The sequence below is a fragment of the Arthrobacter sp. BL-252-APC-1A genome, from assembly GCF_009696625.1.
GTDB lineage: Bacteria > Actinomycetota > Actinomycetes > Actinomycetales > Micrococcaceae > Arthrobacter_B.
Genome location: NZ_VULS01000004.1, coordinates 201,041 through 224,805, shown reverse-complemented (window position 1 = coordinate 224,805; position 23,765 = coordinate 201,041). Strand labels below are relative to the sequence as shown.

Annotated in this window: 24 protein-coding genes; 3 read left to right on the top strand and 21 right to left on the bottom strand. The window is 66.0% G+C overall.

The genetic code is table 11. From position 1 onward, the window contains the following. Nucleotides 1-43 precede the first annotated feature (43 nt). The 16 genes from FYJ28_RS08430 to FYJ28_RS08355 form a co-directional block, all read right to left on the bottom strand. Nucleotides 44-931 carry a hypothetical protein gene (locus FYJ28_RS08430; RefSeq protein ID WP_154578979.1) on the bottom strand — a complete coding sequence of 296 codons (888 nt, stop codon included), beginning with the start codon at nucleotides 929-931 and terminating at the stop codon, nucleotides 44-46. Between the two features lie 77 nt (nucleotides 932-1,008). Continuing rightward, entirely contained in the window at nucleotides 1,009-1,860 is an 852-nt protein-coding gene (locus FYJ28_RS08425) for a GNAT family N-acetyltransferase (RefSeq protein ID WP_229780339.1), read from the bottom strand. Between the two features lie 10 nt (nucleotides 1,861-1,870). Then, nucleotides 1,871-3,037 (bottom strand): flavodoxin-dependent (E)-4-hydroxy-3-methylbut-2-enyl-diphosphate synthase, encoded by a 1,167-nt coding sequence (ispG, locus tag FYJ28_RS08420; protein WP_055240429.1) that lies wholly within the window; start codon nucleotides 3,035-3,037, stop codon nucleotides 1,871-1,873. Nucleotides 3,038-3,161: 124 nt separating this feature from the next. Then, nucleotides 3,162-3,455: a YciI family protein gene (locus FYJ28_RS08415; protein WP_055240428.1), complete on the bottom strand. Its 294-nt coding sequence runs from the start codon at nucleotides 3,453-3,455 to the stop codon at nucleotides 3,162-3,164. Between the two features lie 20 nt (nucleotides 3,456-3,475). Then, a complete protein-coding gene (locus FYJ28_RS08410) occupies nucleotides 3,476-3,928 on the bottom strand; it encodes a hypothetical protein (protein WP_154578978.1) in 453 nt (150 codons plus the stop codon). A 66-nt stretch (nucleotides 3,929-3,994) separates the two neighbouring features. Further along, nucleotides 3,995-4,627, bottom strand: a complete 633-nt coding sequence (locus FYJ28_RS08405; protein ID WP_154578977.1) for a MarR family transcriptional regulator — start codon at nucleotides 4,625-4,627, stop codon at nucleotides 3,995-3,997. A gap of 63 nt (nucleotides 4,628-4,690) precedes the next feature. Next, the gene (locus FYJ28_RS08400; RefSeq protein ID WP_055240425.1) at nucleotides 4,691-6,031 is read right to left on the bottom strand and encodes a M50 family metallopeptidase; all 1,341 of its coding nucleotides are present in this window, start codon (nucleotides 6,029-6,031) and stop codon (nucleotides 4,691-4,693) included. 24 nt (nucleotides 6,032-6,055) lie between these two features. Continuing rightward, nucleotides 6,056-7,237 (bottom strand): 1-deoxy-D-xylulose-5-phosphate reductoisomerase, encoded by a 1,182-nt coding sequence (dxr, locus tag FYJ28_RS08395; protein WP_154579042.1) that lies wholly within the window; start codon nucleotides 7,235-7,237, stop codon nucleotides 6,056-6,058. A 164-nt stretch (nucleotides 7,238-7,401) separates the two neighbouring features. Then, nucleotides 7,402-8,079 carry an NAD(P)-binding oxidoreductase gene (locus FYJ28_RS08390; RefSeq protein WP_154578976.1) on the bottom strand — a complete coding sequence of 226 codons (678 nt, stop codon included), beginning with the start codon at nucleotides 8,077-8,079 and terminating at the stop codon, nucleotides 7,402-7,404. Between the two features lie 78 nt (nucleotides 8,080-8,157). Then, nucleotides 8,158-8,976: an HpcH/HpaI aldolase/citrate lyase family protein gene (locus FYJ28_RS08385; RefSeq protein WP_154578975.1), complete on the bottom strand. Its 819-nt coding sequence runs from the start codon at nucleotides 8,974-8,976 to the stop codon at nucleotides 8,158-8,160. Nucleotides 8,977-9,037: 61 nt separating this feature from the next. Beyond that, nucleotides 9,038-9,586, bottom strand: a complete 549-nt coding sequence (locus FYJ28_RS08380; RefSeq protein WP_055240422.1) for a MaoC family dehydratase — start codon at nucleotides 9,584-9,586, stop codon at nucleotides 9,038-9,040. Further along, the gene (locus tag FYJ28_RS08375; RefSeq protein ID WP_055240421.1) at nucleotides 9,579-10,220 is read right to left on the bottom strand and encodes a CoA transferase subunit B; all 642 of its coding nucleotides are present in this window, start codon (nucleotides 10,218-10,220) and stop codon (nucleotides 9,579-9,581) included. Before FYJ28_RS08375 ends, FYJ28_RS08380 begins: the two co-directional genes overlap by 8 nt. Beyond that, the gene (locus FYJ28_RS08370; RefSeq protein WP_154578973.1) at nucleotides 10,220-11,026 is read right to left on the bottom strand and encodes a CoA transferase subunit A; all 807 of its coding nucleotides are present in this window, start codon (nucleotides 11,024-11,026) and stop codon (nucleotides 10,220-10,222) included. Before FYJ28_RS08370 ends, FYJ28_RS08375 begins: the two co-directional genes overlap by 1 nt. A gap of 43 nt (nucleotides 11,027-11,069) precedes the next feature. Continuing rightward, nucleotides 11,070-12,233, bottom strand: a complete 1,164-nt coding sequence (locus FYJ28_RS08365) for an acyl-CoA dehydrogenase family protein (RefSeq protein WP_055240419.1) — start codon at nucleotides 12,231-12,233, stop codon at nucleotides 11,070-11,072. Beyond that, nucleotides 12,220-14,322 (bottom strand): ATP-binding protein, encoded by a 2,103-nt coding sequence (locus FYJ28_RS08360; RefSeq protein WP_154578972.1) that lies wholly within the window; start codon nucleotides 14,320-14,322, stop codon nucleotides 12,220-12,222. The genes FYJ28_RS08365 and FYJ28_RS08360 overlap by 14 nt, the downstream gene beginning before the upstream one ends. Nucleotides 14,323-14,326: 4 nt before the next feature. Further along, a complete protein-coding gene (locus FYJ28_RS08355; protein ID WP_154578971.1) occupies nucleotides 14,327-15,931 on the bottom strand; it encodes a carboxyl transferase domain-containing protein in 1,605 nt (534 codons plus the stop codon). 151 nt (nucleotides 15,932-16,082) lie between these two features. On the opposite strand from FYJ28_RS08355, the gene FYJ28_RS08350 reads away from it, so the two are divergent. Then, entirely contained in the window at nucleotides 16,083-16,697 is a 615-nt protein-coding gene (locus FYJ28_RS08350) for a TetR/AcrR family transcriptional regulator (RefSeq protein WP_055242028.1), read from the top strand. Between the two features lie 36 nt (nucleotides 16,698-16,733). Further along, complete coding sequence (locus tag FYJ28_RS08345; protein WP_082413434.1) at nucleotides 16,734-17,201, top strand: GNAT family N-acetyltransferase; 468 nt, start codon at nucleotides 16,734-16,736, stop codon at nucleotides 17,199-17,201. Nucleotides 17,202-17,291: 90 nt separating this feature from the next. On the opposite strand, the gene FYJ28_RS08340 is transcribed toward FYJ28_RS08345, so the two are convergent. Genes FYJ28_RS08340 through pdhA form a run of 3 tightly spaced genes read right to left on the bottom strand, consistent with a single transcriptional unit; the run spans nucleotide 17,292 to nucleotide 20,844 of the window. Further along, nucleotides 17,292-18,677, bottom strand: coding sequence for a dihydrolipoamide acetyltransferase family protein (locus FYJ28_RS08340; RefSeq protein WP_154578970.1), 1,386 nt, complete (start codon nucleotides 18,675-18,677; stop codon nucleotides 17,292-17,294). Beyond that, nucleotides 18,674-19,696 carry an alpha-ketoacid dehydrogenase subunit beta gene (locus FYJ28_RS08335; RefSeq protein WP_154578969.1) on the bottom strand — a complete coding sequence of 341 codons (1,023 nt, stop codon included), beginning with the start codon at nucleotides 19,694-19,696 and terminating at the stop codon, nucleotides 18,674-18,676. The genes FYJ28_RS08340 and FYJ28_RS08335 overlap by 4 nt, the downstream gene beginning before the upstream one ends. After that, nucleotides 19,693-20,844: a pyruvate dehydrogenase (acetyl-transferring) E1 component subunit alpha gene (gene pdhA, locus FYJ28_RS08330; protein WP_055240414.1), complete on the bottom strand. Its 1,152-nt coding sequence runs from the start codon at nucleotides 20,842-20,844 to the stop codon at nucleotides 19,693-19,695. The genes FYJ28_RS08335 and pdhA overlap by 4 nt, the downstream gene beginning before the upstream one ends. A 169-nt stretch (nucleotides 20,845-21,013) precedes the next feature. On the opposite strand from pdhA, the gene FYJ28_RS08325 reads away from it, so the two are divergent. After that, a complete protein-coding gene (locus FYJ28_RS08325) occupies nucleotides 21,014-21,490 on the top strand; it encodes an Lrp/AsnC family transcriptional regulator (protein ID WP_154578968.1) in 477 nt (158 codons plus the stop codon). A gap of 128 nt (nucleotides 21,491-21,618) precedes the next feature. On the opposite strand, the gene FYJ28_RS08320 is transcribed toward FYJ28_RS08325, so the two are convergent. Then, nucleotides 21,619-23,241 carry a solute symporter family protein gene (locus FYJ28_RS08320; RefSeq protein WP_055240412.1) on the bottom strand — a complete coding sequence of 541 codons (1,623 nt, stop codon included), beginning with the start codon at nucleotides 23,239-23,241 and terminating at the stop codon, nucleotides 21,619-21,621. Next, entirely contained in the window at nucleotides 23,238-23,609 is a 372-nt protein-coding gene (locus tag FYJ28_RS08315; RefSeq protein ID WP_055240411.1) for a DUF485 domain-containing protein, read from the bottom strand. Before FYJ28_RS08315 ends, FYJ28_RS08320 begins: the two co-directional genes overlap by 4 nt. Nucleotides 23,610-23,765 lie beyond the last annotated feature (156 nt).

Sequence of the window (23,765 nt, the reverse complement as noted above, 5' to 3'; positions counted from 1 at the left end):
ACGTGCACCGGACAGGGCAAGCCCGTGGCGGTGCAGGCCTCACCTAGAGGACTGCCACACCAAGTTCGGTGAGTACGGCATCAATCAGCACCGCGGCTTCCCGCGCTGCCCCCTCAGGGTCCTGCGGAGCCGGGATGGAAACCACCACGCGCACGCTGCCGGTCCGGGCGCTCACCGCCACAAGCCGGGTCTGCCCCGCGGCGCCGCTCACCCTGGTGTCCAGCGCGAGGGTCTCCTCTGCCGTCGTGGATATCTCCAGCCGGGTGTTGGTGACCGTGACCGTGGTGCCATCCCTGGACATCCGCACGTCCGCGCAGTCTGACAGGACTGCCTCATCGATGAAGCCAAGGGTCTCAAGGATTGAGCCGTCGCCATAGGCAGCCACGTTCAGGACAGTGGGAGCCTCGCCGGGCACTCCGTAGGCGAGCCCGGCCAGGGCCGCGCCCTGGACCGCTTCCACCGATTCACTGACCGCCAGCTCGGCACACACAGGCGGGTCAAAGGTCACTTCTCCGGACGTTCCGGTCTCCGCTGGAAGGATCTGCCTCAGCGTTGCCTCATCCAGGACTTCGCCGTCGAGGTAGAGTGCACGGTCCACCGCCGCGACTGCTGCCTGCAGCCTCGCGGAACTGAACACCGGGTCCGACGTACCGTAACCGCTTGCCGGAGCGCTGGATTGCCCGGGCCCGGCAGTCCGCCCGTTACCGGCGTCCGTGCCGCGCCTGTCCTCTTCCGTTTCAGGGGGCTGGTCCTGCGGCGCTCCGGAGGATGATGGATCTCCGGGCGCAATGAGGCCGGACGGAGAGGGTACAGGCCCGGCCGGAACCGTTACGGAAGGGGCCATGGATGCCCCGTCTCCTCCCCCGCCGGAACACGCCGTCACCATCAGGGCTGCGGCCAGCAGGCAGGTTCCGCGGCGAAGTGTTCTCATAGTCGTCCCAGCCTAGGACGCCTCGTTTGGCAGCGTAAGGCCGCCTGACGCAAGGAACCGTGCTGGCCGGCGGATCGCTAGAAGAGGATCGTGGCGAACGTTCCGACCTGCCGGAAACCCACTGATTCGTAAGTGGCCCGCGCAGGGGCGTTGTAGTGGTTCACATAGAGGCTGGTCTGCGGCGCGATTTCCTGCGCAAACTGAACAACGGCGGACATATAACCGGCGCTCAGGCCCCTGCCCCGGTAGGCAGGGTTCATCCAGACCCCCTGCACCTGGACGGCGCTGCTGGAGACCGTGCCCAGCTCCGCTTTGAAGATAACCTCGCCGGAGGCATCGAACTCGACCAGGGCATGGCCCTTTTGGATCAGGGAGAGGACCCGCTGCCGGTAGTGCCGGCTGCCTCCGGCCACCGGTGAGTACCCCACCTCTTCCTCGAACATCGCCGTACACGCAGGGAGGAGCCGGTCAAGGTCCTCCGGCCGGGCTTTGCGCAGCCCGGGTGCCGGCGGCACCGCGGACGGACCGGTTATTTCCAGCAAAGGCTGGTCGCTGCGGACGTCGAACGGCCGGGGCAGGCTGTGCTGGAGCACGGACCAGAGGGACAAAACCGCTTCGGCCGGCCCGAACAGGGAGGAAAAACGCCGGCCGGTACGGGCCAGGTAGGCGCCAATTTCAGGACCGGTGTCAACCGTTACGGCAGTGGGCACTACATTGACGCCGGCCCAGCAAGCGGCGGTGAGCTCATCGCCGTCGAACACTCCCAGTACCTGGCCGCCAGCTGCCGTCGGAGCGGCGGTGCCGGTGGCTTCAAGGTGTGAGAGGAGGAAGGTATTAGCTACCGGGTCGGCGGCAGCAAGGCCGGTGAGGGCCGCCGTGTCGGCAGCACCGAGGATGCGCAGGGTTCCTGTCGCGTTGCCGCTGCGCATCGTCTCTGTCCTAGCCGACGGTAACCATGGGGCCACCCGTGCCAGCATCCTCGCCATCGGCTTCCCCCATATCCTCGGCGATCCTCATCGCTTCTTCGATCAGGGTCTCAACAATCTGGTCTTCGGGAACAGTCTTGATGACTTCGCCCTTGACGAAGATCTGTCCCTTTCCGTTACCGGAGGCTACACCCAGATCGGCCTCGCGCGCTTCTCCCGGGCCGTTTACGACGCAGCCCATAACGGCTACACGCAGCGGCACCTCCATGCCTTCCAGCCCTGCGGTGACCTGCTCTGCGAGGGTGTAGACATCCACCTGGGCGCGGCCGCAGGAGGGGCAGGACACGATTTCGAGCTTGCGGGGCCGAAGGTTCAGCGACTGCAGGATCTGGTTGCCCACCTTGATCTCCTCAACCGGCGGGGCGGAGAGGGAGACACGGATGGTGTCGCCAATGCCCTTGGAGAGCAGCGCACCGAAAGCGGTGGCGGACTTGATGGTGCCCTGGAAAGCGGGACCTGCTTCGGTCACGCCCAGGTGCAGGGGCCAGTCGCCGCGCTCGGCGAGCAGCTCGTAGGCACGGACCATAACCACGGGGTCATTGTGCTTCACGGAGATCTTGAAGTCGTGGAAGTCGTGTTCCTCGAACAGGGAAGCTTCCCAGACGGCAGACTCGACCAGTGCCTCGGGGGTGGCCTTGCCGTACTTGGCGAGCAGGCGGGGATCCAGGGAGCCGGCGTTGACGCCGATCCGGATGGATACGCCTGCGTCCTTGGCCTCTTTCGCGATCTGCTTGACCTGGTCGTCAAACTTGCGGATGTTGCCCGGGTTCACCCGGACTGCGGCGCAGCCGGCTTCGATCGCGGCGTAGACGTACTTCGGCTGGAAGTGGATGTCCGCAATGACCGGGATCTGCGACTTCTTGGCGATGATGGGCAACGCGGCAGCGTCGTCGGCGCTGGGGCAGGCCACGCGCACAATGTCACAGCCGGACGCCGTCAGCTCGGCGATCTGCTGGAGCGTGGCGTTGATGTCCGTGGTCGGGGTGGTGGTCATCGACTGCACGCTGATCGGGAAGTCGGAGCCGACACCGACGGAGCCCACCTTGATCTGGCGGGTTTTGCGCCTCGGGGCAAGGACGGGCGGCGGTGCTGCTGGCATTCCAAGGTTGACCGAGGTCAAAACATCCTCCATGTGCCCCCAGGGGCAGGTATTAGTCTGTGGCGGCGGGGATAAGTGCGCCTGTCCTATTATCCACCTGCCTGCGGCACCGTGTGCAGCAGACAGGTGGAATATCACTCAGGGCTTAGCCCGCCAGGTGCGCGAAGGCACCCGTAACCGGCTTCCACTCGGTGGTCTTCAGTCCGGAGATGCCTCCGCCGACGGCCAGCGGGTCCTGCTTGAGGAGGCTGTTGAGCTCTTCCTCGTCCGCAGCGGCGAAGATCAGCAGTGCTCCTGCACCGTCCGTGAACGGGCCGCTGGCCAGAACCTTGCCCTCCTCCACCAGGCTTGCAAGCCACTCGCGGTGGGCGGGGCGGTGCTCGTCACGCTGCGCTGCTGATTCGGCGTCGTACACATATTCAACGGCAAAGATACTCATGTTTTCCACCCTAAGGGATGTCAGGCCCGCCCCAGCGCCACCCGTACGGCCACGGCAATGCCCACCGCCCAGAGCATGGAGGCAAGGGTTCCAATGATGAACCGCTCGGCGGCAGCAGGTGTTTCCTTCAGCTCGGCGTACCGGCCCAGCCCCTTGATGGCCACGACGTAGGCGATTGCCACAGGTTCATCGGCCAGGACTGCGGTGGCAACGGCGATTCGTTCCAGGAAACCGATAACCAGTCCGCCCCGCAGGATCACCGGGCCGGGCGGGAACGGCGGGCGGCTGGGCAGCGGCGGGATGGCAGGCGCGCCGTGCAGTTCATGCACCTGGTCGGCAGCCGGGTCATGTGCCGGATCACGGCCGGGACGGGATGCTTCCACCGCACGGGCCAGCTTGAGCACGCCACTCGTTACCGGCCAGCCTCCGAGGGCCGCCGCCGCTAGGCCAAGCACGATCCAGAGCAGGTCCATGGAACTCCTTGTCTTCTTCGAGATGGCAGAAACTGCACGTCTCGGCGCTGTAACGGGCAGTTTCTGCTATCTCGGCGGAGAACCGGCTGCCCGGTCCGCCCACTCAAGAAGTACCGCTGCTGCGGGACGTGCGGCCCATTCCTCCTGCCAGCCGGCCCGCTGTACGGCGTTACTGACCGCCTGGGAACTGACCCCGAGCATACGTGCTGCCGCGCTTTGGGCTCCCCATTTGTGCGGGTCGACGTGTTCCAGGATCCGCCACTCTGCTTCACTGCGTCCGCACACCAGACGGGCGATCAGCACCAGCACGGCTTCGGCATGGGCCGCGGCCTCCGCTGCGGAAGGTCCCGCATCCGGGGCAGCAGAAACGGCGATCGGCGGACGGTCGCCGGTTTTCTTGGCGCGTTCGACGGCGGCGCGGGCGGCGATGAAGGCTGCGCCTCCCGCTTCACGGGAAGACCGAGGAAGGGGCAGCCCCACGGTGCCCACCCCGATCCCCACGGACCAGCCGCCCTGGCGCAGGGCCAGCAGGGCGGCGTCGACCACCGCGTCCGGCGAGGAAACGACCGCCTGCGCCTCATCCCCTACCGTGCGCTCAAACGGCAGCTCCATGCCCAGGGGGCGGAGCAGCGCCAGCAGCTCCGGCACCCGGTCCTGGCTGCTGCGGCTGCCTTTCTGGTCTATTGTGAGCACGAACATGATGAAACCTTATTCGGTTGTAAATCGAATTACAACCCAAATTGATTTCAAACCAGTTTGAAACTAGAACAGGCTGACGGGTTTCACGATGTCCGCATAGATCAGCAGTGCACCCATGCCCATGAGCAGCACCGCTACGGCGTAGGTCACCGGCAGGAGCTTGGCCATGTCGAAGGGCCCCGGGTCCGGCCGGCGGAACAGCTTCGCCACTCCGCGCCGCAGGGATTCCCAAAGCGCGCCCGCCACGTGTCCGCCGTCCAGCGGCAGCAGCGGAATGAGGTTGAACACGAACAGGGCCAGGTTCACGCTGCCCACGAGCCCAATCAGCGTGGCCACCCGGTTCTGTACCGGGGCCTGTTCCATGGAGGAGATCTCGCCGGCAATCCGGCCAACGCCCACAACGCTCATGGGCCCGTTGGGATCGCGTTCCTCGGAAGAGAAGGCGGCCTGCGCCACGTCCGCGATCCGCTGCGGCAGGTTGATGACGACGCCGGCGATTCCCTGCAGGTTCTCGCCCACCATCGGCAGTACCTCGGTGGCGGGCTGGCGGACCAGCGCGGTCTGCGAACCGACCCCGATAAAACCAACTTCCTGCGTCACCGCGTTGCCGTCGGCGTCCAGCTGCGGGGTGCCGTCCTCCGCTGTCACAGGACGTTCCGTGAGCAGCGGCGTGATGGTGGCTTCTGCTTCAACACCGTCGCGCTCGTAAGTCACGGTGACGCTGCGCCCGGCAGCTTCCCGGATCAATTCTGAAAGCTCGGTCCAATCGGACACCTGTTTGCCGTCGAACCCGGTGATCTTATCCCCCGGCAGCAGCCCCGCTTCGTGGGCCGGAGCGGCGGGATCCGCATCCGTGCACTCTGTCTGGCCCGCGGCGGCCTGGCTGCCGCTGATAACGCATTCATTCACGGATGCCAGGGTGGTGGTGGCCTGCGAGGTGCCAAAACCCATCAGCAGCACGGCAAACAGCACGACGCCGATCAGCAGGTTCATAAACGGCCCGCCGAGCATGATGATGATCCGCTTCCAGACGGGAAGCTTGTAGAAAACCCGGTTCTCATCCCCCGGTTCGAGCCGGTCGGTCTCGGCCTGGCGGGCGTCAACTGCCAGCTGCTGGAACATGCCCGTGCTGGACCGGCGAACGTCGCCGTCCTGCGTTTCCTTGTTCGGCGGGAACATGCCGACCATTGAGACATAGCCGCCAAGCGGCAGCGCCTTGACACCGTATTCCGTCTCCCCGCGCCTGCGTGAGAACACGGTGGGACCAAAACCGATCATGTACTGGGTGACGCGGACCTTGAACGCTTTGGCAGGCAGCAGGTGGCCAACCTCATGCAGCGCGATTGAGACCGCGATGCCGACGGCCACGAACAGCACGCCCAGGATAAAAAGTAAAACGCTCAACGGACTTCCTTAGGATGCACTTTCTCAGCCTCTGCCGATTCGGGCCCGGGCTGCGGAACGGGCCCACTTTTCAGCCGCCAGCACTGACTGCAGCGTCAGCTCGCCGGACGCGGTGTGCTCGGCCAGGACCGCGGAGATCGTATCAACTATGTCTGTGAATCCGATGAGACCGTCATGGAAGGCATCGACGGCTTCTTCGTTGGCAGCGTTGTAGACGGCCATGCCGGTTCCGCCCGAAGCGGCTGCCTCCTTGGCAAGCCGGACGGCCGGAAATGCTTCTTCGTCCAGCGGTTCGAAGGTCCACTCTGCGGCCTTGGTCCAGTCGCAGGGCGTGGCGGCACCGGGCACCCGCTCCGGCCAGCCCATGCCCAGGGCGATGGGCAGCTTCATGTCCGGCGGCGAGGCCTGGGCGATTGTGGAGCCGTCCGTGAACTGGACCATTGAATGGACAATGGACTGCGGGTGGACCACGACGTCGATCCGGTCCAGGGGCACGTCGAAGAGCAGGTGCGCTTCGATCACTTCCAGGGCCTTGTTCACCATGGTCGCGGAGTTTGTGGTGACCATTCGGCCCATCTTCCAGGTGGGATGGGCCAGGGCCTGTTCCGGGGTCACGTCGGCGAGCTCTTCGCGGCGGCGGCCGCGGAAGGGGCCTCCGGAGGCTGTGACCACCAGCCGGTCCACTTCCTCGAATGTGCCTGACCGAAGAGCCTGGGCAAGCGCGGAGTGTTCAGAATCGACGGGCACCAGCTGGCCCGGCCGTGCGGCCTGCTTCACAAGGGCGCCACCAACAATGAGCGATTCCTTGTTGGCAAGGGCCAGCATGTGCCCCGCCGCGAGTGCCGCGAGCGTAGGTTCCAGGCCGATGGAACCTGTCATTCCGTTGAGGACCACTTCGGCTTCAGGCCAGGCCGCGACGGCGGTCGCAGCGCCTGCGCCCACGAACAGTTCGGGGTCGTAGCCGGTCACCCCGGCGGACGTGCTGGCCCTGGAGATGGCGTGCCTGAGCGCAGCGAGGTCAGCCGCGGCGCAGCCAACGGCCGCGGCCCGCGTGTGGACTGCCTGCTCGGCCAGCAGGTCAAGGTTGTTGCCGCCTGCAGCCAGCGCCACAATCTGGAACCGCTCCGGCGCGGCGTCGGCTACCGCGATGGCCTGCGTGCCGATCGATCCGGTCGAGCCAAGCAGCACCACACGCCGTGGAACCATTTCGCCGCCGGACGGATCTATTGAGCTGGGTTCGGCGGTAAACGATCCACTGGGTTCAGGTAGCTGCATGCCTTCCAGTATCGCGCACCCGGGCCCGCTTCGGGGCAGCACACCCGTCGGTTCCGGCAATGCCCGGCGGGGCCCGCCGCCGGAAACCGGGACTGCTAGAGGGCCAGCGGCAGTGCCGCGACTGCGTCCGGGATCGGATACATGCCCGTCACAACACCGAGCGCCTGTCCGCTGCCGCGGCCCGTGGTGGCCAGCTCCGCCAGGACGGCTGCGACGTCCTGGCGCGGAACTGTGCTCTGCGGGACATCCGGTGCCAGTTCCACCAGGCCCACCGGGTCGCCGTTGGTCAGCGTCCCCGGGCGAATGATCGTCCAGTCAAGCTCATCGCGGGCCATGAGGTCTTCCTCCGCCGCGAGCTTGGCCGTCAGGTAGGCATACATGGCGTCCGCCAGTCCCTCAGGACGCTGCCCGCCGCTGACTGCGTCCGTCCCGGCCGAAGACACCTGGATCAGCCGCGGAACACCGGCCTGCTCGGCGGCTTCGGAGAGCATCACCGCTCCGGCGCGGTCAACGCTGTCCTTGCGCCCGGCGCTGCTTCCAGGTCCCGCTCCCGCAGCGAAGATCGCCAGGTCCGCACCGGTCAGTACCTGGGTCAGGTCTTCCAGCGTGCTGTTCTCCAGGTCCAGGACCACCGGGGCCACATGGTCCGCTTCCAGGTCCGCCGCCTGATCGGGGTCGCGGATCAAACCCGCAACATCATGGCCGGCCGCTACCAGGAGACGGCCGGTTTGGCGTGCAATCTGCCCGTGGGCTCCAGCTATGACTATGCGCATACCCCAGTATCAGCGGCTGCACCCCGGTGAGTCCCGCGTTTGCCCAAACTTTCCACCCGCCGGGGACCAGACCGCCGCTCAGCCGGGAATGCCGGCGCGGCGCAGCGTCTGTTCTGCCTGCCGCAGCAGCGGTCCGTCGATCATTTCACCGCGGAAGCTGAAGACGCCGCCCTGCCCCTTGGCTGCTTCGAGGAGATCCCGGGCGCGTGCTTTCTCTTCCTCGGAAGGGGCATACGCACTTCGGATGGCGGCCACCTGGCCGGGGTGGATGCAGGCTTTTGCCGCGAACCCGGACGCGGCGCCGTCGCGCGCTTCTTCTTCCAGCCCGGCGGTGTCGGCGATGTTCCCGTAGATGGAATCAATCGCTCCCTTGCCGTAGCCTCCCGCTGCCAGCAGGACGGCGGAGCGCGCGTGGACTGCCACAGGCCGGTACGAGCCGTCGGACCGGCGGCTCGATTCCCCGCCCAGCGAGGCCAGCAGGTCCTCGGCACCCCACATCAGTGCTGCAACGTTCTTCTCACGGGCGATTTCCGGAGCCCTGAGTACCCCCAGGGCCGTTTCCACCAGGGCCACCACGGACAGGTGCCGCAGGCTGTGCCCGATCTTGCCTGGATCCTCCGCCTTGGCTGCCATCACCCAGCGGTAATTCGCAGCGGCGAGCGCCTCAAGGTCTGCGCGGAAGGAGGTGCTGTCCACTGGGTTGACCCGCACGATGGTCTTCTCCGGATCCAGCGCCGAGGCAGCCAGGTTTTCCCTCGCCTGTTCCTTGTCCTCGAACGCGACCGCATCTTCGAGGTCCAGAATGACGGCGTCGGCGCGCTGCGCGGCCTTTTCAAACCGTTCCGGCCGGTCCGCAGGGCAGAACAGCAGGGCAGGGCCCATGGGGAAAGTGGTCATTGGCGTACTCCTTACGTGGCGTCCAGCGGCTTTTCCAACCTACATGGCCTCCCGGAAATGGTCAGTGCAGGACGCCGCCCGGGGCACCGCTTTGGCGGTATCCGTCCGACGTCCACATCAGCGCGCTCCGCGTGAAGGTGGCCACCACTGTGCCGTCCTGGTTGCGCCCCGTGTGCTCCAGTGCCACGATCCCCTGCCCCGGGCGTGACCCGGAGAGCCGCTTACCGGCGACCCTGGTCTGCGAGTACAGGGTGTCCCCGTGGAAAAGCGGGTGGGGGAAGGCGACGTCGGTCAGTCCCAGCTGCGCCACCAGTGTGCCCTGGGTCAGCTGGCCTACGGACTGCCCAACCATCACGGCCAGGGTCAGCATCGAGTTGACCAGCCGCTGCCCAAAGGGCTGCCCGGCTGAGTAGGCAGCATCCAGGTGCAGGGCCTGCGGGTTCATGGTGAGCGTGCTGAACAGGACGTTGTCCGCTTCAGTCAGGGTGCGGCCCGGCCGGTGCTCGTAGACGGTCCCGGGCTCAAGTTCATCAAAGAAGAGCCCGCGCTGAACCACCACCTTCGCTGCCGCGGTTTCGTCCGGCGCGGCTCCCCCGGCGGTGTCAGACACCAAGGGAGACCTCCAGCGGCGCACCGGTGGCGGCAACGACGTCCTCCACGCTGACCCCGGGTGCTGTCTCACGCAGCACCAGTCCTTCGGAACCAACCTCAATGACAGCCAGGTCCGTGACGATGAGGTTCACACAGCCCTTGCCGGTCAGGGGAAGGGAACACTGCTCCACGATCTTCGGCCGGCCGGACCGGTCCAGGTGCTCCATCATGACGATCACACGCTTGGCGCCGAACACCAGGTCCATGGCACCTCCCATGCCCTTGACCATTTTCCCGGGGATCATCCAGTTTGCCAGGTCCCCGTTGGCCGCTACCTCCATGGCGCCCAGGACGGCCACATCCACGTGGCCTCCCCGGATCATGCCGAAGGACTGGGCAGAGTCGAAGAACGCCGCGCCGCGGTTGACCGTAACGGTTTCCTTGCCTGCGTTGATGAGGTCCGGATCAAGTGCAGCTTCTTCCGGGTAGGGCCCGACGCCGAGAATCCCGTTCTCCGAATGCAGCACCACCTCCACTCCCTCGGGAATGTAGTTCGGAATCAGGGTCGGCATGCCGATGCCCAGGTTCACGTACTGTCCGTTTTCGAGTTCCCGGGCCACCCGGGCCGCCAGTTCGTTGCGTGTCAGTGCCATTAGGATCCCTCCCCTGCCAGCGCTGTTTCGGGCGCTGCCGTTGCCGGTGCCGCCTTGGCCTGCGCGACGGTCCGCTTCTCTATCCGCTTCTCCCCGGGACCGGTCAGCACAACCCGCTGAACGAAGATGCCGGGCACGTGGACCTCGGCCGGATTGATCTCCCCCGGTTCCACGAGTTCTTCGACTTCCGCGATGGTGGTTCTGCCCGCCATGGCGCACAGCGGGTTGAAGTTCATGGCTGAGGCGTGGAAGACGAGGTTGCCGTGCCGGTCCCCCTTCCAGGCATGGACCAGCGCGTAGTCCGGGGTGAGGGATTCCTCCAGGACATACTCCCGTCCGCCGAAGCTGCGGACTTCCTTCGGCTCCGAGGCCACAGAAACCAGCCCCTCGGCGTCGTACTTCTGGGGCAGCCCGCCCTCGCTGACCTGCGTCCCGACTCCTGCGGCGGTGTAGAACGCCGGGATGCCGGCGCCGCCCGCCCGCAGCTTCTCGGCCAGGGTTCCCTGCGGGGTGAGGACAACTTCCAGTTCGCCGGCCAGGAACTGGCGGGCGAACTCCTTGTTCTCCCCCACGTAGGAGCTCACGGTGCGCCGGATGCGGTGGTCTGCAAGGAGCAGGCCCAGCCCCCAGTCATCAACCCCGCAGTTGTTGGAGACTGTTTCGAGCCCGTCTGCGCCCTGGGCGTGCAGCGCTGAAATCAGTACTTCCGGGATGCCGCAGAGCCCGAACCCGCCTACCGCCAGGGAGGCGCCGCTGGGAATGTCCGCCACGGCTTCTTCCGCCGTGGCTACTGTCTTGTCAATCATGATGTGTCCGTCCGTTAATCGCCGTTGACCAACTTGTGCCGGCTCAGAGCCCCAGTTCCCGGGCAATGAGCATGAGCTGGACCTCGGAGGTGCCTTCACCTACCTCCAGGATCTTTGAATCCCGGTAATGACGCGCCACTGGGAATTCATTGATGAAACCGTAGCCGCCAAAGACCTGGGTTGCATCCCTGGCGTTGTCCATCGCTGCTTCACCGGCAACCAGTTTTGCCATCGCGGCCTGGACCTTGAACGGTTTGCCTGCCAGCATCCTGGCCGCGGCGTCATAGTAGGCCAGCCGGGCATTATGGGCGCGGGTCTGCATTCGGGCGATCTTGAACGCAATTGACTGGTTGCTCCCAATGGTGGTGCCGAAGGCAACACGCTCGCCTGCATAACGCACGGCCTCGTCCACGCAGCCCTGGGCAGCGCCGGTGGCAAGGGCCGCGATCGCGATGCGGCCTTCGTCCAGGATCTGCAGGAAGTTCGCAAAGCCGCGGCCTTCGGCGCCCAGCAGGTTCTCCTGCGGAACCCGCACGTCAGCCAAGGTCAGCGGGTGGGTGTCGGAGGCGTTCCAACCCACCTTGTTGTACGCCTTCTCGACCGTGAAACCCGGGGTACCGGAGGGCACAACGATGGTGGAAATATGCTTGCGGATGCTGCCGTCGGGGTTTTCCGACGTACCGGTGACCGCGGTAACGGTGACGAGCGAGGTGATCTCCGTACCGGAGTTGGTAATGAACTCCTTGCTGCCGTTGATCACCCACTGTCCGCCGTCCAGCCGGGCGGTGGTCTTGGTTCCTCCCGCGTCGGAGCCTGCTTCGCTCTCGGTCAGGCCGAATCCGGCGAGCGCTGTGCCCTGGGCCAGGCCAGGCAGCCACTTCTGCTTCTGTTCCTCGGTGCCGAACCGGTAGATCGGCATGGCGCCCAGGGATACTCCGGCCTCGAGCGTGATTGCCACGGACTGGTCCACCCTGGCCAGCTGCTCCAGGGCCAGGGCCAGGGCAAAGTAGTCCCCGCCCATGCCGCCGTACTCCTCGGGGAAGGGCAGACCGAACAGGCCCATCTCCCCCATCTGTTCGACGACCTTGTAGGGGAAGGAATGCTCGGCGTCGTGCAGTGCAGCCACGGGAGCGACTACTTCGTCCGCGAATTCCCTCACTGTGTCTGACAGCGCCTGGTGTTCTTCACTGAGCTCAAAGCTGGGCATGGCCTGCTCCTTGGGTAGGTGGTTCGGTTTCGTCCAGCGGCGTTACGGTGGCCAGGACCTGCCCGGCCTTGACCAAATCTCCCGGCCGCAGGGCCAGGGAGACCCGTCCCGCCACGGGGGCGCTGAGCTGGTGCTCCATCTTCATGGCTTCAACCCCCAGCAGCACCTGGCCGGCTTCGACGGTGTCCCCGTCTGCGGCTGCCACGGTTACGACGGTGCCCGGCATCGGCGAGCGCAGTACCGGATCGGCAGCCCCTTCGGTCTTTCCCGCAGCCGCGAGCTGGTTCCGCAGCCGCTCGGTGCGGTCCGGCAGATCCAGCACGGCGGTGTAGCCCTCCCTGGAAGTCCAGAGAACCTCCGAGCCGCCGGCACCCGGGACCAGGGCAAAGTGCAGGGTGTGCACAACACCGTCCAGCTCCAGGCGCAGCAGGCTCCCGTCCACCTCAAGGCCCGCTGAGCGCTCCGGTCCCCCGTCGATGTTCAGCCGGGCAGCATCCGGCGATCCGAGCACTTCTACAGTGCGCTCCGTGCCAGCGGCCGTTACCGCCACGGAAAGCGGACGCGGGCCCCCGATCCGCCAGCTGTCCGCCCGGTTCCAGGGGGCCGCGGCTCCTGCCAGCTTGCCGTGCGTGCCGTGCACGCCGCCCCGGAGCCCAGCCAGCTTTAACAGCGCGGCGGCAGCAAGTTCCGGGTCTCCGGGTTCCTGGAAAGCCAGTTCCGGCAGGCGCCGCTCAATGAGTGTGGTGTCCAGGTCCCCGGCCTGGACGGCAGGATCAGCCAGCAGCAGGCGCAGATATTCGATGTTGGTTCCGATGCCCAGGATGACGGTCCCGGCGAGCGCCGCGTCCAGCCGGCCCATTGCCTGCTGCCGGTCAGCTCCCCAGGCGATGACCTTGGCGAGCATCGGGTCATAGCTGGAGGAAACCGTCTGCCCGGCCAGCAGACCTGAGTCTGTCCGCACTCCTTCGCCGGCGGCTTCGCGCAGGAGGTCCACCCGTCCTGCCGTCGGCAGGAACCCGGCCGCGGGATCTTCGGCATATACACGTGCTTCCACGGCGTGGCCGTCCAGCCGCACCTCGGACTGGGACAGTTCCAGCGGCTCACCGGCAGCGATCCGGACCTGCCACTCCACCAGGTCGATTCCGGCCACCATCTCCGTGACCGGGTGCTCGACCTGCAGCCGGGTATTCATTTCCATGAAGAAGAACTCGTCCGGTGCCTCACCGGACACCAGGAACTCAACGGTCCCGGCTCCGGTGTAATCCACCGACCGGGCAGCTTCGCAGGCCGCTGCCCCGATCCGTTCCCGGGTGGCTGAATCGAGCAGGACCGACGGCGCTTCCTCGATGACCTTCTGGTGTCTGCGCTGGAGTGAGCACTCACGCTCCCCGAGGTGAATCACATTCCCGTGGGTGTCGGCCAGCACCTGGACCTCAATGTGCCTGGGCGCGGAGACCAGCCGTTCCAGGAACAGTGTGTCGTCTCCGAAGGCGGCTGCCGCCACTCGCCGGGCCGAAGCCAGCGCCCCGGGCAGTTCATCCGGGGCGCTTACGGCGTGCATGCCCTTGCCGCCGCCGCCCGCCGACGGCTTGATCAGGAGCGGGTAGCCCACGGTGTCCGCAGCAGCGAGCAGGTCCGCATCGCTCAGTCCGGGTTCCGCGATGCCCGGGATAACAGGCACCCCGTAGCCGGACACATGGTTCTTGGAGGCAATCTTGTCCCCCATCAGTTCAAGGGCTTTGACCCCGGGGCCCATGAAGGCGATTCCGTTCTCCGCCAGGAGCCTTGCGAAGGACGGGTTTTCGCTGAGGAAACCGTATCCGGGGTGTACAGCCTGCGCTCCGGAGGCACGGCAGGCAGCCAGGACGGCTTCGGCGTCCAGGTAGCTGCGGCGCGGATCGGCTGGACCCAGGCGCACGGCGGTGTCTGCTTCACGGACGTGGCGGGCACCGGCGTCGTCGTCGCTGTAGACGGCCACACTGCGGATGCCAAGGCGCCGGAGTGTCCGGATGACGCGGCAGGCGATTTCGCCGCGGTTGGCAACCAGTACGGTGCCGAACGCGGTCAGTGGTTTGTTCTCCATGGTCATCTGCTCACATCCGGAAGAGGCCGAAGGAAGTTTCGGGAAGCGGTGCATTGGCGCAGACATCCAGGGCCAGTCCAAGCACGGTACGGGTGTCAGCCGGATCGATGATGCCGTCATCCCAGAGCCTGGCCGTGGAGTAGTACGGACTTCCCTGGGCGTCGTAATCCCGGCGGATGGGTTCCCGGAATGCTTCTTCGTCTTCGGAGCCCCATTCCTCTCCGCGGGCTTCAAGGGCGTCCCGGCGCACGGTCGCCAGGACTGAAGCGGCCTGGCTTCCTCCCATCACTGAGATCCGGGCAGCCGGCCACATCCACAAAAAGCGCGGCGAGTAGGCACGGCCGCACATGGAGTAGTTGCCGGCGCCGAAGGATCCGCCGATCACGACGGTCAGTTTGGGAACCCGGCAGGTGGCCACCGCGGTAACCATCTTGGCGCCGTGCCGGGCGATTCCCCCGGCCTCGTAGTCCCGCCCGACCATGAACCCTGAAATGTTCTGCAGGAAGATGAGCGGGATGCCCCGCTGGTCGCACAGCTCGATGAAGTGCGCACCCTTTTGCGCGGACTCACTGAACAGCACCCCGTTGTTCGCCACAATGCCCACGCGGTGTCCGTGCAGCCGTGCGAAGCCGGTCACCAGCGTGGTGCCGTATTCCTTCTTGAACTCGTGGAAGGCGCTGCCGTCGACAATGCGGGCAATCACTTCACGGACGTCGTACGGGGTCTGCAGGTCGGCGGGCACAGCCGCATACAGTTCCCGGGGATCCACGGCGGGTTCTACCGCCTCGACCGGCTCCCAGGCACGCCTCGGGTCAGGGAAGGTCTCCGCAATGTTCCGGACGATTTCGAGGGCATGGGCATCATTTTCGGCAAGGTGGTCGGTGACTCCGGAGGTCCTGGAGTGCAGCTCCCCGCCGCCCAGTTCCTCCGCGGTGACGACTTCGCCAATGGCTGCCTTCACCAGCGGCGGTCCGCCCAGGAAGATCGTGCCCTGGTTGCGGACAATGACTGTCTCGTCACTCATGGCCGGCACGTAGGCCCCTCCCGCAGTGCAGGATCCGAGCACGGCTGCAATCTGCGGGATCTTTTCTGCCGACATGCGGGCCTGGTTGTAGAAGATCCGCCCAAAGTGTTCCCGGTCCGGGAACACCTCATCCTGCAGCGGCAGGAACGCTCCGCCGGAGTCCACCAGATAGATGCACGGAAGCCGGTTTTCCAGGGCAACTTCCTGTGCCCTCAGGTGCTTCTTTACTGTCATGGGATAGTAGGTGCCGCCCTTGACCGTGGCGTCGTTGGACAGCACCATCACGTGCCGTCCGTGGACCAGGCCGATTCCGGCAATCAGTCCGGCAGCAGGACTTTCGTCGTTGTACATGCCGTTCGCCGCCAGCGGGGCGATCTCGAGGAACGGGCTGCCGTCGTCGAGCAGTGCTTCGATGCGTTCGCGCGGGAGCAGTTTCCCCCGGGCTGTGTGCCGCTCCCGGGACCGGGGCGGTCCGCCCTCGGCAGTCTCAGCCAGCCGCTTGCGCAGTTCCCCCGCGAGGACCCGCTGGGCTGCATCGTTGGCCGCGTACGACGCCGACGCGGCGTCCAGCGCTGTGGCAAGGGTCTCCATCGACTTCCTTAGGTTGAGCGTCTTCCGGAACCGTGAACCGGATCACAGGTGTTGGTTAATGCACGCTAACTCGGATTAGGTTAGTGGCTATTAACTGACCTGTCCACCACAATAGAAGGGTTGCCCCAAATTGAACCGCGGAAAGGCAGGCATGGATTCCACCAAGAGCACCCCGCGCACCGCTACGGGCAGGAGCGCCGCGAAGGCGTCCCGCCGGGCTGCGATGCTGGACGCCGCGGCCGCGCTTTTCGCCGAGAAAGGCTACAACGGGGTCTCAATCGAAGAGCTGGGAGCGGCTGCGGGAGTCAGCGGGCCGGCGGTGTACCGCCACTTCAGCGGCAAGTCGGCCATGCTTTCAGCCCTGCTGGTCGGGGTCAGCAAGGACCTGCTGGAAGGCGGCATCGCCGTCGTGGCTGAATCGGATACCGCGGAAGCAGCGTTGAGCGGACTGATCGAATTCCAGGTGGATTTCGCCCTGCGCCAGCCGAACGTCATCCGGGTCCAGGACCGCGACCTTGCCAGCCTCCCCGAAGACGACGAGCGCGCTGTGCGCCAGCTCCAGCGCCAGTACGTTGAAGTCTGGGTGGACGCCATCTCGGCCCTTCACCCAAACTCCGGACTGCCGCTGCTGCGCCACCGGGCGCAGGCAGTGTTCGGCCTGATCAACTCCACCTCCCACACCCTCACCAGCAAAACCACCGCCCGCGAGACCGTCAAACTCCGCGCCCTGCTCGAACGCATGGCATGGGCAGCCCTGAATGCCTAGTACGCTGGAGAAAACCCCCGAGCAGAAAGACCTGCCGTGATTGAGCTTCGTGCCGTAGAACCGGGCGACGTTGATGAGTTCTTCACCCATCAGCTGGACCCGGGCGCCAACCATATGGCTGCCTTTGCCGCCAAGAATCCCTCAGACCGGGGTGTCTTTGATCTTCACTGGCAGCAGATCCTCAGTGATTCCGGCGTGACCGTGCGCACGATCGTTGCCGACGGCGAAATCGTTGGTTCCATCCTGGCCTACCGCGACGGCGCCGTCCCGGAGATCAGCTATTGGATTGACCGTTCCCGCTGGGGACAGGGAATCACGACGGCGGCGGTGGGACTTTTCCTCGAAGAGTTCCCTGAGCGCCCCATCCGGGCACGTGCCGTGGCCGACAACGTCAGCTCCATCCGCATCCTGGAACGCTACGGCTTCAAGGTCATCGGCGAAGCACAGACCTTCGCCAATGCGCGCGGTGCCGTGGTCCGCGAACTGGAACTCGAGCTGGCGTAGACTGGCCGACCATACTGCAGCAGGGCCCCTCTCCCGGACGGTGGAGAAGGGCCCTGTGCAGTTTAAGCGGCCGACGCGGCGGCTCCTGGGTCAGTCCATCGCCAGGACCATCGCCGGCTCGGCGAGCACGTCTCCGATGTCCCGGAGGAAGGCGGCGCCTTCGGCCCCGTCCACCAGCCTGTGGTCAAAGGACAGGCTTAGGGTAGTCACCTGGCGCAGCGCAATTCCGCCCTCGTACTCCCAGGGCTGGCTCCGGACCGCACCCAGGGCCAGGATCGCGGCCTCCCCCGGGTTCAGGATCGGTGTCCCGGCATCCACCCCAAAGACCCCCACATTCGAGATGGAGACGGTGCCCCCGGACAGCGCCGCAGGCGGCGTGCGTCCCTCCCGGGCGGTGCGTGCCAGATCCGAAATGGCCAGGGCCAGTTCCCGCAGGCCAAGGTCCTGGGCATCCTTGATGTTGGGTACCATCAGGCCGCGGGGGGTTGCCGCGGCAATCCCGAGGTTGACGTAGCGGTAGCGGACGATTTCACGTGCTGGTTCATCCCAGCGGGCGTTCAGCTCAGGGTGCCGGCGCAGCGCCAGGCACACAGCTTTGGCGGCCAGGACAAGCGGAGTCAGCCGCACGCCGTCGTACTCCTTGCGTGACCTGAGCTTCTCCAGCAGCTGCATGGACGCCGTGACGTCCACCGTAAGGAAGACGGTGGCGTGCGGCGCGGTGAAGGCGCTGGACACCATCGCCGCGGCGGTGTGCTTCCGGATCCCGGCGATCGGGATCCGTTCTTCGCGGCCCTGACCCAGATGCGGGGCGTCGGCAACCACCGGCGGCACGGCCGTCTCAGCCGTCACGGATTCTCCGGAACGTCCACGGTCCGCCAGCCTGGCGGCCTCCACATCCGCCCGGAGGATCCTGCCCTGCGGGCCGGTCCCGGTCAGCAAAGCGAGGTCAATACCCAGATCGCGGGCTAGTTTGCGCACCGGGGGCGTGGAACGCGGCCGTTCCCGGACCGGGGCGTCAGTGATCACCGCGGCGGGAGCAGGTGCTGCGGCCGGTGCCGGTGCTGCCGCCGGGGACGGAGCCCGAGCCGGAGCCGGCGGCGTCGGTTCCGCCGGCGCTGCAAGCCCGCGGCGTGCCCGTCGTGCGGGGCGTCCGGCGCGGTCGGGTTCAGCGCCGTACCCCACAAGGGTGGGCTGGCGGCGCTGTGGTTCCGGCTCAGCCGGTACAGGTACGTCAGTATCGATGACGTCGAAGCTGATGATGGGTTTGCCTACCTCAACAACAGTGCCCTCGGCCTCGTGGAGCCTGGCCACGACCCCCTCGAAGGGAGACGGCAGCTCCACCACGGCCTTCGCCGTCTCCACTTCCGCAATGACCTGGTTGAGCGTGACCAGCTGGCCCTCGGCCACCCGCCAGGAAAGGATCTCGGACTCGGTCAGGCCTTCACCCAGGTCCGGCAGCCGGAATTCCCGGATCATCCGCGGACTCCTTCCAGGACGGCGGCGGGCTCCAGTGAGTTGGGCCGGCGCATCACCCGGTCAACCCCGTCCAGAATCCGGTCAAGGTCGGGAAGGTGGTGCTTTTCCAGCCGTGCGGGCGGGTAGGGAATATCGAACCCGGTCACCCGGACGGGTGCATGTTCAAGGAAATCGAAGCAGCGTTCCGTAATGCTGGCGGCGATCTCCGCGCCAAGGCCCCCGGACTGGGCGGCCTCATGGGTCACCACAAGCCGGCCGGTCTTGCGCACCGAGGCCTCAACGGCGTCGTAATCCACCGGGGCCAGCGAGCGCAGGTCGATCACCTCCACTGAGATTCCCTCGTCCCCGGCCGCCGTCGCTGCATCAAGCGCCGTCATAACCAGCGGACCGTAGGCCACCAGCGTCACGTCCGTCCCCGGTGCTGCAACACGGGCTGAGCCCATCGGCAGCGCACCTTCGAGAGTCTGTTCGACGTTCCCCTTGGTGTGGTAGCGGCGCTTGGGCTCGAAGTAGAGCACCGGGTCGTCCGAGGCAATCGCCTGCCGGATCATGGTGTAGGCGTCCTGCGGGTTGGACACACTGACCACCCGCAGCCCGGAAGTGTGGGTGAAGTAGGCCTCCGGGGACTCCGAGTGGTGTTCCGGTGAGCCGATGCCGCCGCCGAAGGGCACGCGGATGGTCAGGGGTAGCTTCACTGCGCCCCTGGTCCGGTAATGCATCTTGGCAACCTGGGAAACGATCTGGTCGAAAGCCGGATAGATGAACCCGTCGAACTGGATCTCAACAACCGGGCGGTAGCCGCGGTAGGCCAGTCCGACGGCGGTGCCGACGATGCCGGATTCGGCCAGCGGGGTGTCCATGACCCGTTTGGGGCCGAACTCGGCCTGCAGTCCATCCGTTATGCGGAAGACTCCGCCAAGCTTGCCGATGTCCTCCCCCATCAGCACGACCTTTGGGTCTGCCGCCAGGGCGTCGTGCAGTCCGGCAGTGATCGCGCGGCCGAAAGTCATGCTGCTCATCGGGTGTTTCCTTCCGCCGGGACATCCATCATTGCCAGGTAGGCCCCATAGTGTTCCTGCTGCCGGTCCAGCCAGCTGTTCGGCTCCGCGTAGACGTGCGCGAAGACGTCCTGCGGCCCCGGATCAGGCATGGTCAGGCAGGCCTCGCGGAGCCCGCCCGCCAGCGCATCGGCGTCGGCATCCACGGAGGCGAGGAAGGCACTGTCTGCTTCTCCCTCGTTCTGCAGGAGGGTGCCAAGCCGGGTAATCGGATCGCGGCGCCGCCAGTCCTCAAGCTCCGCCGCATCACGGTAGCGGGTGGGGTCATCAGCGGTGGTGTGCGGACCCATCCGGTAGGTGACGGCTTCAATGAAGGTTGGGCCTGCGCCGCTGCGGGCACGGTCCAGTGCCTCGCGGGTAGCGGCGAGGACGGCCAGGACGTCGTTCCCGTCCACCCGGATGGAGGGTATGCCGAATCCCGGTGCCCGGTTGGCAATGGGAATGGCGGCCTGCAGCCCAACCGGTTCCGAAATAGCCCACTGGTTGTTCTGGCAGAAGAAGATGACCGGCGCCTGGAAGCTGGCGGCAAAGACCATCGCCTCATTGACATCGCCCTGGCTGGTGGCGCCGTCTCCGAAGTAGCTGATCGCCGCGTCGTCGGCACCGTCCTGGGCGATACCCATGGCATAACCCGCGGCGTGCAGCGCCTGGGCGCCGATGATCACCTGCGTGGGAGCCATGTTCACCGAGTACGGGTCCCAGCCGCCTGCTGCGTTGCCGCGCCAGACGCGCATGAGGTCTGCGAACTCCACTCCGCGGCAGTAGGCCACTGCGTTCTCGCGGTAGCTGCTGAATACAAAGTCGGTTGGGCGCAGCGCCCGGGCGGATCCGATTTGGGAGGCTTCCTGTCCCAGGAGCGGGGGCCACAGCCCCAGTTCTCCCTGCCGCTGGAGCGACGTGGCTTCGGTGTCGATCCGCCGTACCAGGACCATGTCCCGGTACAGGCCGCGGAGGATCTCCGCGTCGACGTCCTGGACCCAGCGGCTGTAGAACGTGTCAGCCACGCGCGTGCCGTCGGGCCGGATGAGCTGAACATATGGATCGTTCGGTTCCGTCCCGGTGTTTTCGGGATGGTCTACCGGGATATGCAGGGACACTTTGATACGCATCCTTTCGTGTTGGGGCCCCGGGGGTGGTGGGGTCCGAACCTGATGCCGGGCGCCGTTGCCCAGATAGGATGTGACCCTACTCACACAGCGCAGGCAGCACAACCACATGCGCTCCGATTGCGCATACTGCCCTGCTTCGGCGTTTCACCCCGTGCTAGCGTTGCGCACTATGCAGATTCTGGACTCCACCGACTTCCGCGTCCTGCGGGCCATGGCTACGGATCCCCGGCGGACCGTGGTCGCCCTGGCCGGCCGGCTGGGGATCTCCCGCAACACGGTCCAGGCGCGGCTCTCACGGATGGAAAAGAAAGGTGCCTTCCTCTCCTTTGAACGGCGGATCAACCCGGTGGCCCTGGGGTACCCGCTGATGGCTTTCGTCCATGTGCATGTCCAGCAGCAGCGGCTGGCAGAGATCACCGCTGATCTTTCCGCTGTACCGGAGGTCGTGGAGGCCCACGGACTGACCGGAGCTGCGGACCTGCTGCTGCGGATTGTGGCGCTTGACGCCGAAGACCTGTTCCGGGTGAACAAGGCGATTCTTTCCGTGCCCGGCGTCGAACGTTCCGACACCACCCTGGCGATGGGTGAGCTGATCCCCTACCGGGTGGCCCCGCTGCTCGACCGTGGACCTGCCGCCGCCGAATAGCCCGCTTCCGGGGTCCGCAGGCGGGCCGCCGCGGCGTCGCACCCATGCAGTACTGCCACCAGCTTCCAGGCACGGAAAAGGGCGCCTCCCCAGGAATGGGGAGGCGCCCTTCTTACCGTGCGGTAAACCTAGTGGTCCACTGCCTTCTCGGCGCCAACACCGGTGAGCGAACGGACTTCCATTTCCGCCTGCTTTTCCGGAGACTCGTCATCCTTGCTGGTGACAGTGCCCAGGAAGCCCAGGAAGAACGCCAGCGGAATCGAGACCAGGCCCGGGTTGTTCAGCGGGAAGATCGCGAAGTCGGCTCCGGCGATCATCGAGGTTTCAGCACCGGAGACAACCGGCGAGAAGATGATCAGCAGGATGGCCGAGCCCAGGCCGCCGTACATGCTCCAGACAGCACCGCGGGTGTTGAAGCGGCGCCAGTAGAGCGAGTAGATGATGGTGGGCAGGTTGGCACTGGCCGCGACGGCGAAGGCCAGGGCGACCAGGAAGGCAACGTTCTGCCCCTGGGCACCAATGCCGCCCAGGATTGACACGACGCCGATCACCAGCACGGTCCGGCGGGCAACCTTCACCTCGCCGTCGGCATCCACCTTGCCCTTGCGGACAACGTTGGCGTAGATGTCGTGGGCGAAGGAGGCAGCTGCCGTGATGGTCAGGCCGGCCACAACAGCCAGGATGGTAGCGAATGCGACGGCGGCGATCAGTCCCAGCAGGACCGGCCCGCCCAGGGCGAAGGCCAGCAGCGGAGCAGCGGAGTTCACGCCGCCCGGAGCTCCTATGATGGTCTCCCGCTCAATCAGGGCAGCGGCGCCGTAGCCGAGGACCAGGGTGAACAGGTAGAACAGGCCGATCAGCCAGATGGCCCAGACTACGGAGCGGCGGGCTTCCTTGGCGGTGGGAACCGTGTAGAAGCGCATCAGCACGTGGGGCAGGGCTGCGGTGCCAAGCACCAGGGCCAGGCCGAGGGAGATGAAGTCCAGCTTGGAGGTTTCAGACTTGCCGTACTGCAGTCCCGGATCGAGGATCGCGGCGTTGCCGGACATCTCGACGGCGGAGCCAAGCAGTTCGGAGAGGTTGAAGCCGTTGATGGCCAGGACCCAGACGGTCATGACGCCCGCACCGGCAATCAGGAGGCAGGCCTTGATGATCTGCACCCAGGTGGTGCCCTTCATGCCGCCGACCAGTACGTAGATGATCATGAGTCCGCCGACGACGGTGATCACCAGGGACTGGCCGAGCTTCGAGTCGATGCCCATGAGCAGGGAAACAAGTCCGCCGGCGCCGGCCATCTGGGCCAGCAGGTAGAAGAAGCAGACAGCCAGGGTAGTGGTAGCCGCGGCGATGCGGACCGGGCGCTGCTTGAGCCGGAAGGAAAGCACGTCGGCCATGGTGAACTTGCCGGTATTGCGCAGCATTTCGGCTACCAGCAGCAGGGCCACGAGCCAGGCAACCAGGAAGCCGATGGAGTAAAGGAAGCCGTCATAGCCGTTGATGGCGATGGCTCCGACGATGCCGAGGAAGGACGCTGCAGAGAGGTAGTCGCCGGCGATGGCGGTGCCGTTCTGCGGGCCGGTGAAGGAACGCCCGGCTGCGTAGTAGTCGGCTGCGGTCTTGTTGTTGCGGCTGGCACGCAGCACCACCACAAGGGTCACGGCCACGAACAGGCCGAAGATCAGCATGTTCAGCCAGCCGGTTTCCCGGACGGCGTCGGCGGTGACGGCGGCGGGGATGTAGAGGGTGTTCATTTGGTCTCCTCGGGAAGGGACACGCCTTTGGCCTCCAGCTCGCCGCGCAGTTCGGAGGCGATCGGATCGAGGCGGCGGTTGGCGTAGCTGACGTACCACATGGTGATGCCGAAGGTGCTGACGAACTGCAGCAGGCCCAGGATCAGACCGATGTTGATGTTGCCAATGACCGGAGTGGACATGAAGTCGTGCGCGTAGTCAGCGAGCAGCACGTAGGCGAAGTACCAGACGAGGAAGACCACGGCCATGGGAAAGATGAAGCTGCGCTGGCGTTTGCGCAGCTCCTGGAACTGCGGGGACCGCTGGACTTCCCGGAAGTCGACCGGCGCCTCGCTTTCGGGGTGTGAATGTGGCTGGTGTTCAGCCATCTCTCCTCCTTGGGTTGGGCACGTGCGGCGGTACGGCACTGATACCGCGGATCCATCGGGGACCTGCGACCGCCAGCACGCCGGCTGTGATGGGCATCACTTTTCCAATGCGGATGCATCCGGTGCCACTTATCGCGCACCTGTGTCGGTGAACGG

Coding starts and splice junctions, on each gene's coding strand:
- FYJ28_RS08430 (WP_154578979.1), bottom strand. CDS start 931: ATGAGAACACTTCGCCGCGGAACCTGCCTGCTGGCCGCAGCCCTGATG.
- FYJ28_RS08425 (WP_229780339.1), bottom strand. CDS start 1,860: ATGCGCAGCGGCAACGCGACAGGAACCCTGCGCATCCTCGGTGCTGCC.
- FYJ28_RS08415 (WP_055240428.1), bottom strand. CDS start 3,455: ATGAGTATCTTTGCCGTTGAATATGTGTACGACGCCGAATCAGCAGCG.
- FYJ28_RS08410 (WP_154578978.1), bottom strand. CDS start 3,928: ATGGACCTGCTCTGGATCGTGCTTGGCCTAGCGGCGGCGGCCCTCGGA.
- FYJ28_RS08405 (WP_154578977.1), bottom strand. CDS start 4,627: ATGTTCGTGCTCACAATAGACCAGAAAGGCAGCCGCAGCAGCCAGGAC.
- dxr (WP_154579042.1), bottom strand. CDS start 7,237: ATGGTTCCACGGCGTGTGGTGCTGCTTGGCTCGACCGGATCGATCGGC.
- FYJ28_RS08390 (WP_154578976.1), bottom strand. CDS start 8,079: ATGCGCATAGTCATAGCTGGAGCCCACGGGCAGATTGCACGCCAAACC.
- FYJ28_RS08385 (WP_154578975.1), bottom strand. CDS start 8,976: ATGACCACTTTCCCCATGGGCCCTGCCCTGCTGTTCTGCCCTGCGGAC.
- FYJ28_RS08375 (WP_055240421.1), bottom strand. CDS start 10,220: ATGGCACTGACACGCAACGAACTGGCGGCCCGGGTGGCCCGGGAACTC.
- FYJ28_RS08370 (WP_154578973.1), bottom strand. CDS start 11,026: ATGATTGACAAGACAGTAGCCACGGCGGAAGAAGCCGTGGCGGACATT.
- FYJ28_RS08365 (WP_055240419.1), bottom strand. CDS start 12,233: ATGCCCAGCTTTGAGCTCAGTGAAGAACACCAGGCGCTGTCAGACACA.
- FYJ28_RS08360 (WP_154578972.1), bottom strand. CDS start 14,322: ATGACCATGGAGAACAAACCACTGACCGCGTTCGGCACCGTACTGGTT.
- FYJ28_RS08355 (WP_154578971.1), bottom strand. CDS start 15,931: ATGGAGACCCTTGCCACAGCGCTGGACGCCGCGTCGGCGTCGTACGCG.
- FYJ28_RS08350 (WP_055242028.1), top strand. CDS start 16,083: ATGGATTCCACCAAGAGCACCCCGCGCACCGCTACGGGCAGGAGCGCC.
- FYJ28_RS08340 (WP_154578970.1), bottom strand. CDS start 18,677: ATGATCCGGGAATTCCGGCTGCCGGACCTGGGTGAAGGCCTGACCGAG.
- FYJ28_RS08335 (WP_154578969.1), bottom strand. CDS start 19,696: ATGAGCAGCATGACTTTCGGCCGCGCGATCACTGCCGGACTGCACGAC.
- pdhA (WP_055240414.1), bottom strand. CDS start 20,844: ATGCGTATCAAAGTGTCCCTGCATATCCCGGTAGACCATCCCGAAAAC.
- FYJ28_RS08325 (WP_154578968.1), top strand. CDS start 21,014: ATGCAGATTCTGGACTCCACCGACTTCCGCGTCCTGCGGGCCATGGCT.
- FYJ28_RS08320 (WP_055240412.1), bottom strand. CDS start 23,241: ATGAACACCCTCTACATCCCCGCCGCCGTCACCGCCGACGCCGTCCGG.
- FYJ28_RS08315 (WP_055240411.1), bottom strand. CDS start 23,609: ATGGCTGAACACCAGCCACATTCACACCCCGAAAGCGAGGCGCCGGTC.